Source organism: Pseudomonas sp. P4_D7, assembly GCF_056401755.1.
Genome location: NZ_JBFUIR010000006.1, coordinates 99,338 through 114,524, shown reverse-complemented (window position 1 = coordinate 114,524; position 15,187 = coordinate 99,338). Strand labels below are relative to the sequence as shown.

Genomic DNA, 15,187 nt, shown 5'->3' with positions numbered 1-15,187 from the left:
CCGAGGTGCGTTGCAGGTTATCCAGGCTGGAGGCCATGGCGCCGGTGGCCTGGGTGACTTCGCCGATCATGTTTTGCAAGTAGGCAATAAAGGTGTTCACCGAGTGACCGATGGCGCCGAGTTCATCTTCGGCGCGAATGGTGATGCGCCGGGTCAGGTCGGCATCGCCGCTGGACAGCAAATCGATGTTGGCTTTCAAGGCTTTCATGCGTTGCACCAACTGACGAATCGCGTAGACCTGCAACAGCACCAGCAGGATCACCAGCGGAATCTGCAACAGGCTCAAGGTGCTGAGGACGTCATCACGCTGGGCGGTGAGCATTTTCGTCGGCAGCGCCGTGGCGAGGAACCACGGCGTGCCTTCGATAGGACGCATGAAGAAAGTGCTGGCTTCACCGTTGTTATCGAATTCGATGCGCTGCGCCTGATCGCGGTTCTGCAACCCGGCTTTGACCTGGCTGGCGAAGGTCGACGTGCCGGCCAGTTCGCTGATGTTCTTCAGCACGATCGGGCCACTGATGCGCGAGCTGTTACTGATGACCTTGCCGTCGGCTTCAACAATCAGCATCTCAGCGTTAAGGTCTTTTTCCTTGCGCGCCACCAGGTCGTTAAAGAAGCCAAGGGTGACGTCAATGGTCGACACGCCCCAGGCATTGCCGTTTTTCTGGATGGCCATGGCGCAGTTGGTGCGCGGCTCGGCGCTGGCGTCATCTTTATAGGCCGCCGCCCAGGCGCATTGACCGCGCGGAGTGGCCATGCCGCCCTTGTACCAGCTCTGGTCGTAGTAGTTGGGCGCCGCGTCGCTGTTCCAGAAGGTGTTGACGGCGAGTTTGCCCGAGGCGTCGCGGTGCCAGAACGTACTGTATTTGTTGCGCCCGGCTTCACGTTGCCCCGGCAGAGGCCAGATCCCGCCGCCGAATACTTTCAGCTCGCCGTACTGATCGACCAGACCTGGCAGCACCGCGTCGATGGCGGCGCTGTCGAGCAGCGGGATGGTCTGGGTGATGCTGCGCTGTTGCGCCTGCACTTTGTTCAACTCGCCCTGAATCTGCTCGGCGACTTCGGCGATGCGGTTGAGTACCACCTGTTCTTCGGTATGGCGCAGTTTCGGGGCGACCAGTTGGCTGATGCCAACCACGGTCAACACCGACAACAGCAGGATGAACAGAACCAGAAACAGCGTGTAGCGAGCCTGAATAGTGCGGAATGCGGGCATGGAGTCCGGTCCTTGAGCAGCGTTTCTTATTAGGGGCAGGGGTAAAACAGTGCGGGTATCTCCAGCGTATCGTCGTGGTGCCCGGAAGCTTTAGGTACTCGCGTCCTAAAAAGCAGCAATACCGATGACCGGCCGGTATCGAGATCGATACACAGGTGCTGATCAGCGCGCGTCGATAAGCAAAAAAGTGATTTTCGTTGCCTTGTCATGACAACTTCGGGTCAGTGAACGCGGGCCGTTGGGCTTTTGTATCGAGAATGTACAAGAATTGTAAAAAAGTGCAGAAATAGGTTGGTGCCATCAATTCGCCCGCCGATACTCGCGGCCATTATTGCCGTTCAACACGGATATTTTTTTGTTCATTTCACAGGGAGTCTTCTCATGACGATCGGTATTGTCGGCGGCTGGGAGAGCAAAGCAGGCGTTATGGTTCGTAACACCGGCGCGAAAAAACAAGTGGCCCAGAGCATCAAAGTGCAGCAGATGCTGACCAAGGTCGGTACCAATCCCACCGCGCTGAATACCGCTGAAATGGACAAGCAGGGCCTGCGCAAGGCCATCAAGGGCTTTGATCCTGCGAATGTTTCAGTAAAACAATTGGGAAATCTGAGCGAGATGCTGCGCAGCCGTGGCCTGATCTCCGAGATCACGTCGTTTACCTTGAAGAACGCCGGTGACAAGTTCGACCGTTTTGGCGTGACCAAAGATATCGATGCCAAATTCAACGCCCTGGAGTATTTCGCGACCCAGCTCGACGCCATTCAGAACAATGGCCTCAATGGCAACGCTTACGGCCAGAGTCTGATTCCCGAGTTCAAGAAAGCGATCTATGTCCTGCAGAACCTCAAGACCTACGGTGAAGGCAACGCCGCGAAACCGGTCGATGAAGGTGTCAAAGCCAAAGCTTGAGGCTGACCGTTTAGCCCGCTCAACGCTTGAACGGGCTGGTTGATGTGCAAGAACCCGGCAACGCCTCGCTTCAGCGTGCCGCGACGCGTTGTTGAGCCTGATCATGCAGTCGTTGCAGGTGTGGGCAGCGCAGCTCCAGCGATCGCGCGCGATAGCCCCGATGAAACAAAGCCAACCATCCAGCGCCCCGTTCATTCGGGGCAATCCCGGTGAAGACGAAGCCCATTGCCGACAGGCTATCCACGGCATTGGCGAAGCCTGTTGCCAGTCTTAGCCTGATCGAGATCAACCAGTGTTCGGGCAGTCGTCGTAGCTGTTGAAGCAAGCCGGCGTCGAGTTTTTTCAGCACCACGTCATAACGCCCTGAGTATTGTTCAACCTGCATCGGCTCTCCCACCCAACGCGCTTCTTTGTCTTGTGTTCCGTATACGCCGCACAAATGCGCCATGAAATCGTGACAGCTTTGCGGCCAGGACAATGCCGGGAGCGGGCGGCGATAGCCTTCGACAGGGGTGTAGCCGATGACGATGGACTCCGGCAGTGGCTCGCCAAACGGTGAGGGGACGTAGTCGAGCAACAACCCGGTGCTGCAAAAACCGAGTCGGTCAGCCATGCGTTGGGTGTAGAGATGCTGCGTCACCTGTTTGATGGTCACGCCGTGGCAACCGAGTGCCTGGGCATGGATCAACAACCGCATGCCCAACTGCGTCGCGATGTTCTGCCCGCGTGTTGACGGATGGACCACGCTCAACGCCAGTTCCGCCGTAGACGATCCCGCGTTTCTGCACAACGTGGCGTGGCCGAGGATTTTTTTCCCGGATTCCGCCACCAGCGAATGCCAGCGACCCTCGCCATGGTTCTGATTGATCATCAACGGCAAATACACGTGCGGCTGCACGTAGTGGTCACCATAGATTTCCCGAAACAGATGGCTGATGGCCCTGGCGTCGGATCGGCGATAACTGCGCAGCGTCAAGTTGTCCATGGACGTTGCTCCGGTCCGGGCGTGGCGTAGACACGCAGATCGACGACGCGTTGGCGCTTGCCGGAACGCGGATGGCGCGCGAGTTCATCGGGAGTGCAATGGGTAATCTGCAACTCGATCAAGCGCTCAGCGCAGAGTTGCTTGATCAGCGGGTATTGCTCGATCAGTGCGCGCTGCAAGGTCGTGTTGGCGTCTGCGGTCTCGGCCGTCAGCGCGTTGGGTAGCCATTTCAGGCACACGATATCGACGTTGGCCGATTGGCTGATGACCAGTTGCCAGTCGTCGCTGGCGGTGATGCGTGCGACGATTGCGGCAATGTCTTCGATCAACAGAGTCAGGCTGCTCACGCGCACCCGCTGACTGCTGGTGCTGCGGCCCATCAAGGCGAACTTGCGCATCGACGCAGTAGCCGGCTCTCGCCAGCAAGCGAGATCACCCACAGGGTAGCGGATCAGCGGCATCAGTCGGCGGGTGAGGTTGGTGATCAGCAGTCGTCCGGTTCGGTCGCATTCTTCGATCACTTCACCGGTGTGTTCATCGACGATTTCCAGCACGCTGTGGCTGGCCAGCATCCGGTGCTCGCCGAGTGCGCAATCGCGGCTTGCGGCGCCGATGAAACCGGCATCGACACTGGCGTAACCGATCGAGGCAATCCGCGCGTTGGGAAACACCCGGTGCAACGCCTGCAATTGTCCGGTGAACAGGCTTTCGCCGCCGTAAAGGATTGTTTCCACTTCGGCCAGGGTTCGCGCCTGGCGCTCCAGCCCGGCGGCGAACGCCAGCAATTGCGCGGGCACGCCGGCCAGCACATTGATCCGGTGTTGGCGGATCGAGTCGACCAGCACCGCAGGGTCGACGTCGCCGGTAAACGGGTATTCGGTAACACCCGCCGGTTCGTGCGCCAGGGCGTCGTGGATAAAAATGAAACTGGCATACAGGTCGCCGACGAAAAACAGGTTCGCCACCCGGTCGCCGGGATTGAGTTGACCAGCGAGATGGCTGCCGAAGTCCCGCACAAGTGTCTGCCATTCTTCGCGGGTAAATACTGAAAGTTTACCGGCGCTGGTTGTTCCACCGGTCTTGAATACCAGGGCGCGTTCGACCGTTGAGGTCAGTACCGGCCATTGTTCCAGATGCTCGCTACTTGCCCAGTATTGTTGAGGATCGATTACCGGAAGTTCATCCAGGGTATTTGTCTGCGGCGCGACGTTTTGCAAGTGTCTGGCGTAATACGCCGAATGTTCGCGGGCAAAAGCGAACAACTTGCCAAGTTCTGTTGTTGTATTCATGGTGTTCTCGTTAATTGTTTTGGCCATGGCTGACGATCGCTGTTAACGGCGCGAGTCGATTACGGGCGGAATCTTTCCGCTGTGTTTGTTTCTGTCGAAATGTTGCGGCTCGCAGGTTTGCGCCTGCACGGTGAGAAGCCCGGTGCGCACGAGTGTCGCCAGCGTCGCGTAGCCCTCGAGTCGGCAGAGAATGTCTGCGGGTTCGCCAGGGCTGTGAATCAGCAGGCGCTCAAGGCCATCGGGTGCGTGATCGAGGTGTAACTGAAACGGCGCCTGCAGGTGCCGGGCGAGTTCGTTCAGACAAATGAAGTCGCTGCCGATGCGCAGCAGTCGGCCGTGTCGTTGCAGCAATTCGAAACGTGGCGAACTCAGCCCGCACGGGCAGTCGCCGGCCAGCCAGCGGCCGGTGTCGCCGACTTCATAGCGCTGCACCTGTTGGCCTTCACGTGCTTTGGAGGTGAACAGCAAACGGCCGACTTCAGCGCCAACGACCGGCTTGTCCTGCTCCAGTGCGACGATTTCCAGATGCTGGATAGCCTCCATCAAATGGAACACACCGTCGCCAGTGGCGGCGCAGGCATGCCCGAATGGCCCCGCATCGACACTGCCGTACACCGCCGAACGGATACTGGCGACGCCGCAGCGATGCAGTAATTCGCGGCACTGATCGCTGATGTGCTCTCCGCCGAGGAAAACCTTTTCAATCACCCCATAACGACTCAGGCGCGGCCCCTCGTTGAGGAACAGTCGATGCAGGGTGCTGGGCATGCCGATCAGCACGGTGACGCGCTGCTCGATGATCACTTGCGCAATATCGCGGTAATCATCGTCGGCCGGCGCGCCCATGGGCAGGTGCGTCGCACCGAGCAATTCCAGGACTTTGGCAAAACTGAAGAAGCCGCCGTACAAGCCGCCACTGAAGAACAGGTTCATCACCTTGTCGCGCCGCGGATCAAGGCCCGCCGCGAACAACCCATCGGCCGTCGCGCGCATTTGCCGTTGAAAATCGCGGTAACTGAAGCCCGACAGCGCCGGTGTGCCGCTGCTGCCGCCGGAGCGGAAAAACAGCTGCGCCGCCGCTGTCGTCGGTCGCGCGATAAACGCTGCTTTGTCGGTGATCGGCAGACCTGTCAGTGTCAGTGCGCAAGGTGGCTGGTCGAGGTTCATGTGGGTGGGCAACTGCGTTGGCGCGAGGCTGACCGACACGCGGCGGCTCAGGCGTTGCAGTGCGTAAACGCCGTCGTGGGGCTCGCCGTCGTAGCCGTCGTGGATCGCGTTGATCGGCGTAATTCGGCTGACGCCCGCTGCAATCAATGTGCGTGCGAGCTCATTGAGCTGCGCCTCACCGCAGACCAGCGCGCAACTCTGTAACACGTTGCGCCAAGGCAGCAGTGTTTGCGTCAGTCGCGCCCGTGGCAGTGGTTTGAGCAGCAACGTGCGAAACAGCGGCGAAGGCGCCAGCGACTGATCATGGCTCCAGATCACCCGCCAGCCCGGCGCGCGCCAGACCTGCCCGGTGTTACCGGAAAAGCTCTGGCCCAGACGCGCCATCAGGGTGTGGCTGGTGATCTCGCTGGCTTCCTGAACCGTCGGAGTCAGCGCCGGCCATTGCCCGACGCGACGCTCGAATGCCTTGGCCAATGCGCTGCCGATGCCTTGCACAACGGCGGGATCGTCGCTGTCGACCAGCAACCATTGCGGGCTGGAGCAAGCTTGTTGGTCCAGTCGGCAGACTTCATCGACAATCGCGTCCAGCGCTGGCGGCGAGGCCGCGTCTGGCGTCAGGTAGGCGAAACTGATGCGGTGCCCCCAGTCGATCCAGCGGCATCCGGGTGGCAACTGTTGGCGGATGGCTTGCAGCGCGGTTTCGCCTCCCCACGCCGATACGCCATTGGCCATTTTGCACAAGCGGCCGATCTGCTCCGTCGCTACGGGTAACACCGCGACGTAATGGCAGAGTTGACCGCTGGGGTCGCATTGCACCAATGCGTGCAGCAGGCGTGCGGTCAGGCCTTGGTCGCTGCGGCTGGGGCGTAGCCAGTTAAGGTTGCCGGCCAACAGGCTTTCGAGCATGGCGCAGTAGGCCAACAGCGGCGCGTTGGCCGGGGTGACGTGAACCACCAGGCCCAAGGGACTCCAGCGTTCAAAGCGCGACTGCTGATAATCAACGCGCCGCAGTGACTCGGCCTGATCACCCAGTTCGCGTTCAAGTTTGGTTTGCAGGGCGTGAGGCTGACAGAAGTCAATCAGCGCCAGGCGTTGTTCGTCATCCAGCGGCAGTTCGGCGCTGTGCAGATGCTGCGCAAAGTTGCCCGCGGCGGTCAGAACAACGGCGCTATCCAGCGGTGTGCTGAGGTGGTGCGGCAAGGTCTGATGCAGTTGCGCCAGTGCGTTGTCGAGGTCGATTTCGGCGAAAAGCTCTCCGTTGAGCAGGTACATGTCAGTGCCTCCCCAATAATTCGGAGGCGGCCATCGCGCAGCTCCTGCCGGCGGTGGTGCCCGCACGGCCATGCAGTTCGAACCAGTCGCTGGCGAGGCCGCAGCCGCAACTTGAGCCCGGGTGCAGCGTCGCCAGATCGCTCATCACCACCGCATGCGCCGGGCTGGACGAAATGTAGGGCGAGACGAATCCCAGCAAGCCTTGCTGGCCGTAGGGCTGGATGGAAAAATCCTGCGGATTGCGCACGTACGCCTTGGCGTAAACCGGCACATGAAAATGATGCCGGTCACATTCGATGTACGGCACCGCGTGCTCGACTGCACCGTAACCGTCGCGGCACCGTGCGGTTTCGATGCCCAGTTGCCGGGCGATGCGTCCATACAATTGCTGTTTGGGAATTTCCTCGCTGGCCCGGGTTTTCCAGCCACCGCCAAAAAATGCCAGCGAACCTGCCGGCAGTTTCAGCTCAGGCACGCCGGTGGCCTGCATGTGTTGCAGGGTCTGCCAAAGGAAGGCCGGGAAACCGAAAATGCGCACGGGCAGGCCTTCTTCGGCGAACGATTGCAGGGCCGTGATGACGCCGAACACATCGAATTGATGGCCGTCGCCGTTACTGCGTAACGCGTAGGCGACGCGGTTGACGGGAGCAAAGCGGCACAGGAACTGATCGGTATACGACGTTCCCAAGGTGATCGCACCTTGCGGTTCGTAGCTCAGCAGCAGGTAATTGCAAGGCGTATCTGGTGAGTACCAGCCGTAATGACTGAAGATCCGCTCGACCATGAACTGAGCGCCCGCGAGGCTGCGCGGGTCATAGCGCATACGGCTTTTCTGGCCGCTGGTGCCGGACGATGTCAGTTCCAGGGCGCGCGCTCCGGTCGGACTGAGCAGCAATTGCTGTTTGAAGAAGTTCGCCAGAATCGGCGGCAGACGGGCCCAGTCATCAAGACTGTCCAGGTCCTGTTCGTCGAGGCCGTTGGCGTTCAGCCAATGGGCGTAGCCGGGGGTATGCCGGCAATGAAACCGACTGATCTCGGTCATGGCCTGATCGAACAGGCCCACCGGCACGGAATCCGGGCAATAGGGGTGTGGCAACGCGCAAAGCGCATCGCTGGCGGGGAAGTGATGCATTCAATATTCCTTTACTGAGCAGAGGCGGAGTCGGGAGGGGTGCGTTGCAACAAACCCTGCAACAGAGGGAGACACATCAAACCGCTGAAAGCGGCGCAAAGCGCGAAAAGCTCGAGCCTTGCGCCACCGCCGATGGCAGCAATCAGCAAGCCGCCGAGGCCCATCACGGCAATCGAAATCATCCCGACCAATGCCGATACCAGACCTTTACTGTCATCACTGGCAAACAGCGCCAATCGATACAGCGCGGCATTGCTCATGCCCAATCCGACTGCGTACAACGCCAGACTGGCGACCACCGGCCCGAGTCCGGCGCCAGCCAGTGCGCAGACGATCAGGGCCAGAAGCCCCAGGCAAAACGGCCAGAGCGCCAAGCGGATCAGTTGCGGCAAGGCGTGCGTGATCAGCAACCGGTCAAGGATCAGATTGCCGACAATCACCGCAGAGAAAATCGGGATTTGCCAGACGCCATATTCAAGCGGCGTCAGCCCGAGCAACTCGATCAGCAGCAACGGCGCCAGGCCGATCCAGGCGATCAGCGGCAGGCTCATCAGCCCCAGCGCCAGGCTGGCGGCGAGGAATCGGCAATTACCCAACAGGGCGCGGTAACGTCGGCAGGTTTGCTCCCAGGAAAAGCGCACGGCAGGTTGCATCTGTCCGTCTCGACGGGCGACGCCAACCGTTTCCGGCATCCATGCGAATAGCCCCAGCCAGACCATAGACGCGGCAAGGCCCAAGCCCAGAAACACTTCGCGCCACGACAGCCATTGCAACAGCAGAATGCCCAGCAGCGGCCCCATCAAGGGGGAAAGCAGGGCGATATTGCCGAGCAGCGCCATCAAACGCACCGCATCCGCTTCACAGAACACTTCCTGGAGGGCCGGATAACTGACCGCCACAACAAAACCCAGGCCCATGCCCTGCAGCAGTCGCAGTAGATTGAAGGCTTCAATGCTTTCGGTGCTGTAGGCGCCCGCGCAGGCGGCCGCAAATAACGCGCAGCCGATCAACAATACCCGCCTTCGACCCCATTGATCGGACAGCGGGCCAATCAGCCATTGCAGGCAGACACCGCCAAGCAGATAAAGATTGAAAGCGTTCGGTACATGCCGCACATCGGCATCAAGTTCGGTGGTAACGCTTAACATCGCAGGCATGATCAAGTCGCTGGCCATATACGTCAGAAGTTCAAACGCGCTGATCACCAAACAAAATCCGAGCGCTTTTTGCGGCTGGATCTGTATAAGAGTTCTCTGCATAAACGTTCCTGTTAGTGAGTGAAAGGAAGTTGCCAGAGACTAGTTGCAGAGGTGCGCCCGGCCTATTGTTTTGCTGCGACATTAGATTTCAAATGCTTGCAACTTATTTAGTGATCGGGTTTTGCGCAGAGCACGAGTTAGAGCGATTTATGGAAGCATTTGGCAAAAACAGAAAAGCCCGCAACGGGGCGGGCTTTGTTTGAAGTTGATCGGACTTGTTGATTTCCTGCCACGGTCTGTTCATTGGCAAGCGGGCAGGGCGAACAATCCTGTTCTAGCGATGTTGGTAATAACCAGGGCCACCCTGGTAGTAACGGTGGTGATCGTCATGCCAGCCGCCGTGGGGGAAGATGATGCAGCCACTCAGGGTCAGCAGGGCAAGAACGGGAATCAGCCAGGTGATTCGACGCAGCATTTTGAAAATTCCTCATGGTTACGCCGTCATGAAGCCAAAACTCTTCATCGGCTGTAACATGAGACCCCGATTGCAGCGGCGCATCCCCGTAGAACGGTAAGTGCATGGCATGCAAACGGATACAAACCGGATACATTTCAAAGTTTCAGGAAGCCGCAATGACCCACAAGCAACGCTTGATTTATTCGATTCTGATCGCCGTGTCGGTCCTGGCCATCATGCTCGGCCTGTCCTGGCTGCAAAATGCCGGCATGATTTCGGAGAAGACGTTTCAGTTCGTCGCCATCGGTGTGGCGGTGATCGTGGTGGTGATCAACGGCGTGATGCGCCGCAAGGTCAAGCCTTGACGGCGATGGCTGCACGCTTCAATCGTGGTTGAGGACAGCTGCAGCCTGTGGATGCAGGCTGTAGCTCTTGTCGTCATTGAAGGTGATCACACCTTCGGCGCACAGGCGCTTGAGCACCTCACGCACACTGAGGAAGGACAGCGGAATATCCAGGTCGAGCAATTGGCTGTGGACACCGCGAACGCCCAGGCGCCGTTCGCTTTGTGCGGCGACCAGTAAGGCGTCGATGACTTTCAGACGAATCAGGCTGGTGCGCAGCCCGAAACTTTTCAGCAGCAAGCGGATGCGTTCGTTACCGTGACGCTCGACGCGTTGCCCGAAATCGCTCGCGTGAGGGCTCATGGAAACTCCTTTGGGTGCCTGGCTACCGTCCGTTGGTAGTTGCGAGTTGTACATGCGATTACTCCTTTTCAGAGTCTGATCGGGGTGGTTTTTTTGCGCTCTCTAGAACAAGACGTATCAGCACGACAAATCATGAAAGAAAAAATGTAGAAATTTTGTCGGGGATTTGTCTTTTCCTTGTGATTGGGGGGTGGCCTTGGCGGCCTTTGGGCCGACCAGGTTCTTTGGGTTTTGGGTGTATATCCGTTTTTTTGGGGTTGCGGCTGGCGGTTTCGCTCTTACAGCGACTCACTTTTCCAGACGCCGAAAAGTAAGCAAAAGGCTGGGCCCCGGCGTTCGGCCCGCTCGCTGGGGCTCGGGGTTCCTTCGCTCCGGGATCGATCCGGGCGCAGCGCCTACGGTTTGCTTCGCTGCACCTCCTCTCGCTGTGTTTGGCTTCGCCAAACGGTCGCTGCGCTCCCACACCCGGATCAATCCCTTCACTCAGCCTGCCGAAGGGGCCGGCACGGCAAGATCAAGAGCTGCAGCCGAGCTAACGCTCATCCTGTGGAGTGGTGAGGGGCGGGGGGGTTGGGTTTGGTCACCTCGATCAGTTCCCTCTCCTTCCGGGAGAGGGCCAGTGAGGGGTTTTTGATCTGCTTCTGGATTTGCGTTCGGCTCGGTATTACACGTCGGCGTAGCTCTGGCAATCACCTCGATCAGTTCCCTCTCCCTCCGGGAGAGGGCCAGGGTGAGGGGCTTTTGATCTGCTCTGAATTTGCGTTCGGCTCGGTATTTCACGTCGGCGTGACTCTGGCAGTCACCTCGATCAGTTCCCTCTCCCTCCGGGAGAGGGCTAGGGTGAGGGGCTTTTGATTCTGCTTCGGGGATTGCGTGGAGAGCCTAAATTTTTTCCTCTGACTTCGTTTCTTGGACAGGCTCATTGCGCGTGGACGCGTGGGTGTTTCCAGAGCGGATCCGTGCCAGCGCCGGGTTCGCTCTTTGGCATGTCGATCAGGAGCGAGCGTGATAATTTCCAGACAGTTAACGGGACTGACCTTGGCCGGCGTGGCTTTCGGGCTGAGTTGTTCGGCCTATGCGTTCAGTCCGACCACGGATGTCAGCGCCGATATTCGCCGTACCGCCTTTGGTGTGCCGCATATTCGTGCGCAGGACGAGCGCGGGCTTGGTTTCGGCATCGGGTATGCCTATGCGCAGGACAACCTCTGTCTGCTGGCCAATGAGATCGTGACGGTCAATGGTCAGCGTTCACGCTACTTCGGCCCGGACCAGTTCACCGTCGAGCAGCGTGAAAACCGTGTCAGCGATGTGTTCTTTACCTGGCTCAACACGCCGGAAGCGGTCAAGGCGTTCTGGCAGGCGCAACCTGCGCAGGTGCGTGATCTGGTCGAAGGCTATGCTGCGGGCTATAACCGCTATCTGGGCGAGCGCCGTCAGCAAGGCTTGTCGCCACAGTGTCAGGGCGAGTGGGTGCGTGAAATTGCACCGCAAGATCTGGTGAAGCTGACCCGCCGTCTGCTGGTCGAGGGTGGCGTCGGGCAGTTCGCCGAGGCGCTGGCCGGGGCTACGCCGCCGCAGGCGAGCGCGGTGATCGAACACGATGTGCAGGCCTATCAGTTGGCCGATGCGCGTCAGCAACGCTTCGCTCTGGACCGTGGCAGTAACGCTGTCGCGGTGGGTAGCGAGCGCTCGTTCAACGGGCGTGGGATGCTGCTCGCCAACCCGCATTTCCCGTGGGTCGGTGGCATGCGCTTCTATCAAATGCATCTGACCATCCCCGGCAAGCTCGACGTCATGGGCGCTGCCTTGCCAGGCTTGCCGATGATCAATATCGGCTTCAATCAGCATCTGGCGTGGACGCACACGGTCGATTCGTCGAAACACTTCACCTTGTATCGTCTGCAACTCGATCCAAAGGATTCCACACGCTATATGCTCGATGGCCAATCCTTGCCGCTGAACAAGCAGACCGTGACCGTGCAGGTCAAACAGGCCGACGGCCAGGTGGTGCCGGTTTCGCGTGATGTCTACAGCTCGCAGTTTGGCCCGATCGTGCAGTGGCCGGGCAAGCTCGACTGGGATAATCAGTTCGCCTACAGCCTGCGCGATGCCAATATCGACAATGATCGCGTGCTGAACCAGTGGTACGCGATGAATCAGGCGTCCACGCTTCAGGAACTGCAGAATTCGGTACATAAGATTCAGGGCATTCCGTGGGTCAACACCCTGGCCGTGGATGACAAAGGCCAGACGCTGTACATGAACCTGTCAGTGGTGCCGAACGTCAATGCCGAGAAACTGGCCAAGTGCAGTGATCCGCGTATCGGCACGCAGATGATCGTGCTGGATGGCTCCAACAGCGCGTGCGCATGGGACATTGATCCGCAAGCGGCGCAGCAGGGTATTTATGCTTCCAGCCAATTGCCGCAACTGCTGCGCAAGGACTTCGTTCAGCACTCCAACGACTCGGCGTGGCTGGTCAACCCGGCGCAACCGCTGACCGGTTTCTCGCCGCTGATCAGTCAGGATGGCCAACCACTGGGCTTGCGCTCCCGGTTTGCTTTGGATCGCTTGAGCACGCTGAGTAAAAAAGGCCCGCTGGCAGTGAAGGATCTGCAGCAAATGGTGATGGACGATCAGGTGTACCTGGCGACTCAGGTGGTGCCGGATCTGTTGAAGTTCTGTGCTTCTGACCTCGGTGTCGATGCGCCAGCGCTGAAGCCGGTTTGCACCAGTCTCAAGGCATGGGATGGCCGCGCCAACCTTGATTCGGGTATGGGCCTGATGCATTTCCACAACATCATGCAGACCTTGCAGGCTTCGCCGGGTGTATGGCGTGTCGCGTTCGATCCCAAAGATGCGCAACACACGCCGCGCGGTCTGGCGGTAGAGCAGCCAATCGTGGCCAAGGCACTGCGTGAGGCCATGTTGGCATCGGTCGAGTCGAGCACAAAAATGGGCCTCAAGCCGCAGACCCGCTGGGGGGATATCCAGGTCGTCAGCAGCGGCGGGCAACAGACGCCAATTCACGGTGGGCCGGGCACGCTGGGCATCTACAACGCTATCCAGAGCGTGCCGCGTGAAGACGGCAAACTCGAAGTGGTCAGCGGCACCAGCTACCTGCAAGTCGTGACCTTCGACGAAAAGGGCCCGCACGCCCAAGGGCTGCTGGCGTTCTCGCTGTCGAGCGATCCGGCGTCGAAGTATTCGCGGGATCAGACCGAGGCGTTCTCGAAGAAACAGTGGAGTGTCCTGCCGTTTACCGAACAGCAGATTCAGGCTGACCCGCAGTATCAGGTGCAGACTGTGCGCCAGACACTGGACAAAGCGGGGAAGGTCGCCGCTCAGTAATCCCGAGCGTCAATTGCGTTGAGCCAGAGGGCCGCATCCTGCAAGGGGTGCGGCCTTCAGTTTTTTGGCGGTTGTTGCGGTATCGAGTTGATCACCGGGTTACCTTCCTTGTTACGGGTGAGGTAGACCGGCAGCGCCTTGGGCAGGCTGTTGGCGAGATTGTTCAGCTCTTTGATGTTGTAGATGCCACCCACGCGAATCGTACCGGTGCTGTTGTCCGCCAGCTCCAATGGATTGCTCAGATAGCGGTTGATCAGTGGCAGCGCTTCGCTCAACGCGAGGTTATCCAGCACCAGTTTGCCATTGCGCCAGGCCAGCGAGGTGTCACCAGGGTAAGTCTGGCTGATCTGGGGCATGTAATCGCCCTGTTTGTAGCGCGCCTGCATCGACGGGCCGAGGCGCAAACCATCGCCCGGCAACGAGCGATTGCTGGTGACCAGCACCGAACCTTCGATCAGGTTCACACGCACTTGGTCCTGATACATCCAGACATTGAAACGCGTCCCGGTGACGCGAATCTTGCCTTCGCCTGCGCGGACGACAAACGGGTGGGCCATGTCGTGGCTGACCGTAAAGAACGCTTCACCTTTTTTCAGGGTGACGCGGCGTTCGTCCTTGTAATTGCTGAAGGTCAGATCAGTGTTCAGGTTCAGTTCGAGTTGGCTGCCGTCACTCAGCGTGACCTGGCGGACAGTATCGGTAGCGGCGAAATGCTGATAGCTGTTGGGCAGCCAGCCCAGATTCCAGCCGGTGTAAGCCGCCAGCGGCAGGGCGAGCGCACAGACGCCGGCCGCTACGACGAGTTGACGCCACGAGCGCGGTGCCTGACGGGCCGGCATGACCGGAACGGATTGCGGGCGTGGCAAATGTTCGGCCACCTCCCAGACTTCCAGCATGGCCTCGTACTCGAATGCATGCAGGGGATGAGCGTCGTGCCATTGCTTGAATGCGCGACGTTCTTCGTCCGTGCAGTCATCGGCGTGCACCCGCATGCACCAATGCGCGGCGGCATCGGTGATCGCATCGTATTCGGCTTCCGAGAGAGTGTCTTGGGTCATTGACTCGTCCTGATTTCGCCCATTCTAACCTTGTCGGGAAGTGACCGAGAACAACCGTCATGGCATTTACCCATCAAAGTGGAACTTATTTTTCCCTCAGACACCCAAAAAGCAGGACGACCAAGACCACTATCCACAAATGGAGAAAACAAATGATCAAGAAGACATTCGCAGCGTTGATCGCCACGGCCGGTTTGCTCAGTGCTGGCGCAGCGTTGGCCGATCGCCCCGGCGCTGGCTGGGTCACCATCGAAAAAGCCATCGAGATCGTCAAGACCAAGGCCGGTTACGTCGAAGTCTATGAGATCGAAGCCGACAACGACGGCTACTGGAAAGGTGAAGGACGCAAGGCTGACGGCGTGGTTTACGAGTTCCGCATCGACGGCGCATCGGGCAATATCTTGCGCGACCAGAAGGATTGATCACCCGGTAAATACTCAGTGTG

General features: G+C 59.2%; 12 protein-coding genes and 1 pseudogene. 4 read left to right on the top strand and 9 right to left on the bottom strand.

The features are described 5' to 3' along the window. Positions 1-85: 85 nt before the first annotated feature. Positions 86-1,216 (bottom strand): annotated as a pseudogene (locus AC1DVF_RS06825) (HAMP domain-containing protein); the annotation flags it as partial. A gap of 381 nt (positions 1,217-1,597) precedes the next feature. Here AC1DVF_RS06825 and AC1DVF_RS06820 point away from each other — a divergent pair. Then, complete coding sequence (locus AC1DVF_RS06820; protein ID WP_093432901.1) at positions 1,598-2,125, top strand: hypothetical protein; 528 nt, start codon at positions 1,598-1,600, stop codon at positions 2,123-2,125. Between the two features lie 70 nt (positions 2,126-2,195). Here the strand turns inward: AC1DVF_RS06820 and AC1DVF_RS06815 are convergent, their stop codons facing one another. The 6 genes from AC1DVF_RS06815 to AC1DVF_RS06790 form a co-directional block, all read right to left on the bottom strand. Next, the gene (locus AC1DVF_RS06815) at positions 2,196-3,110 is read right to left on the bottom strand and encodes a GNAT family N-acetyltransferase (RefSeq protein ID WP_257354963.1); all 915 of its coding nucleotides are present in this window, start codon (positions 3,108-3,110) and stop codon (positions 2,196-2,198) included. Beyond that, positions 3,098-4,399 carry a phenylacetate--CoA ligase family protein gene (locus tag AC1DVF_RS06810; protein WP_477782258.1) on the bottom strand — a complete coding sequence of 434 codons (1,302 nt, stop codon included), beginning with the start codon at positions 4,397-4,399 and terminating at the stop codon, positions 3,098-3,100. Before AC1DVF_RS06810 ends, AC1DVF_RS06815 begins: the two co-directional genes overlap by 13 nt. Positions 4,400-4,441: 42 nt before the next feature. Next, a complete protein-coding gene (locus AC1DVF_RS06805; RefSeq protein ID WP_477782257.1) occupies positions 4,442-6,838 on the bottom strand; it encodes an acyl-CoA reductase in 2,397 nt (798 codons plus the stop codon). A 1-nt stretch (position 6,839) separates the two neighbouring features. Then, positions 6,840-7,970 (bottom strand): LuxE/PaaK family acyltransferase, encoded by a 1,131-nt coding sequence (locus AC1DVF_RS06800; protein ID WP_460128617.1) that lies wholly within the window; start codon positions 7,968-7,970, stop codon positions 6,840-6,842. A gap of 11 nt (positions 7,971-7,981) precedes the next feature. Further along, the gene (locus AC1DVF_RS06795; RefSeq protein WP_116254676.1) at positions 7,982-9,229 is read right to left on the bottom strand and encodes an MdfA family multidrug efflux MFS transporter; all 1,248 of its coding nucleotides are present in this window, start codon (positions 9,227-9,229) and stop codon (positions 7,982-7,984) included. 274 nt (positions 9,230-9,503) lie between these two features. Then, on the bottom strand, positions 9,504-9,644 hold the full coding sequence (locus tag AC1DVF_RS06790; protein ID WP_007918111.1) for a hypothetical protein: 141 nt from the start codon (positions 9,642-9,644) through the stop codon (positions 9,504-9,506). Between the two features lie 158 nt (positions 9,645-9,802). On the opposite strand from AC1DVF_RS06790, the gene AC1DVF_RS06785 reads away from it, so the two are divergent. Then, complete coding sequence (locus tag AC1DVF_RS06785) at positions 9,803-9,991, top strand: hypothetical protein (RefSeq protein WP_038363103.1); 189 nt, start codon at positions 9,803-9,805, stop codon at positions 9,989-9,991. 18 nt (positions 9,992-10,009) lie between these two features. Here the strand turns inward: AC1DVF_RS06785 and AC1DVF_RS06780 are convergent, their stop codons facing one another. Beyond that, on the bottom strand, positions 10,010-10,387 hold the full coding sequence (locus AC1DVF_RS06780; protein ID WP_093432884.1) for a fe2+ zn2+ uptake regulation protein: 378 nt from the start codon (positions 10,385-10,387) through the stop codon (positions 10,010-10,012). Positions 10,388-11,338: 951 nt separating this feature from the next. Here AC1DVF_RS06780 and pvdQ point away from each other — a divergent pair. Continuing rightward, on the top strand, positions 11,339-13,684 hold the full coding sequence (pvdQ, locus tag AC1DVF_RS06775) for a bifunctional acylase PvdQ (RefSeq protein WP_477782256.1): 2,346 nt from the start codon (positions 11,339-11,341) through the stop codon (positions 13,682-13,684). Between the two features lie 56 nt (positions 13,685-13,740). On the opposite strand, the gene AC1DVF_RS06770 is transcribed toward pvdQ, so the two are convergent. After that, positions 13,741-14,742, bottom strand: coding sequence for a FecR family protein (locus AC1DVF_RS06770; protein WP_460090813.1), 1,002 nt, complete (start codon positions 14,740-14,742; stop codon positions 13,741-13,743). Between the two features lie 152 nt (positions 14,743-14,894). Here AC1DVF_RS06770 and AC1DVF_RS06765 point away from each other — a divergent pair, with 152 nt between their 5' ends. After that, positions 14,895-15,164: a PepSY domain-containing protein gene (locus AC1DVF_RS06765; protein WP_093432877.1), complete on the top strand. Its 270-nt coding sequence runs from the start codon at positions 14,895-14,897 to the stop codon at positions 15,162-15,164. Positions 15,165-15,187: the final 23 nt, after the last annotated feature.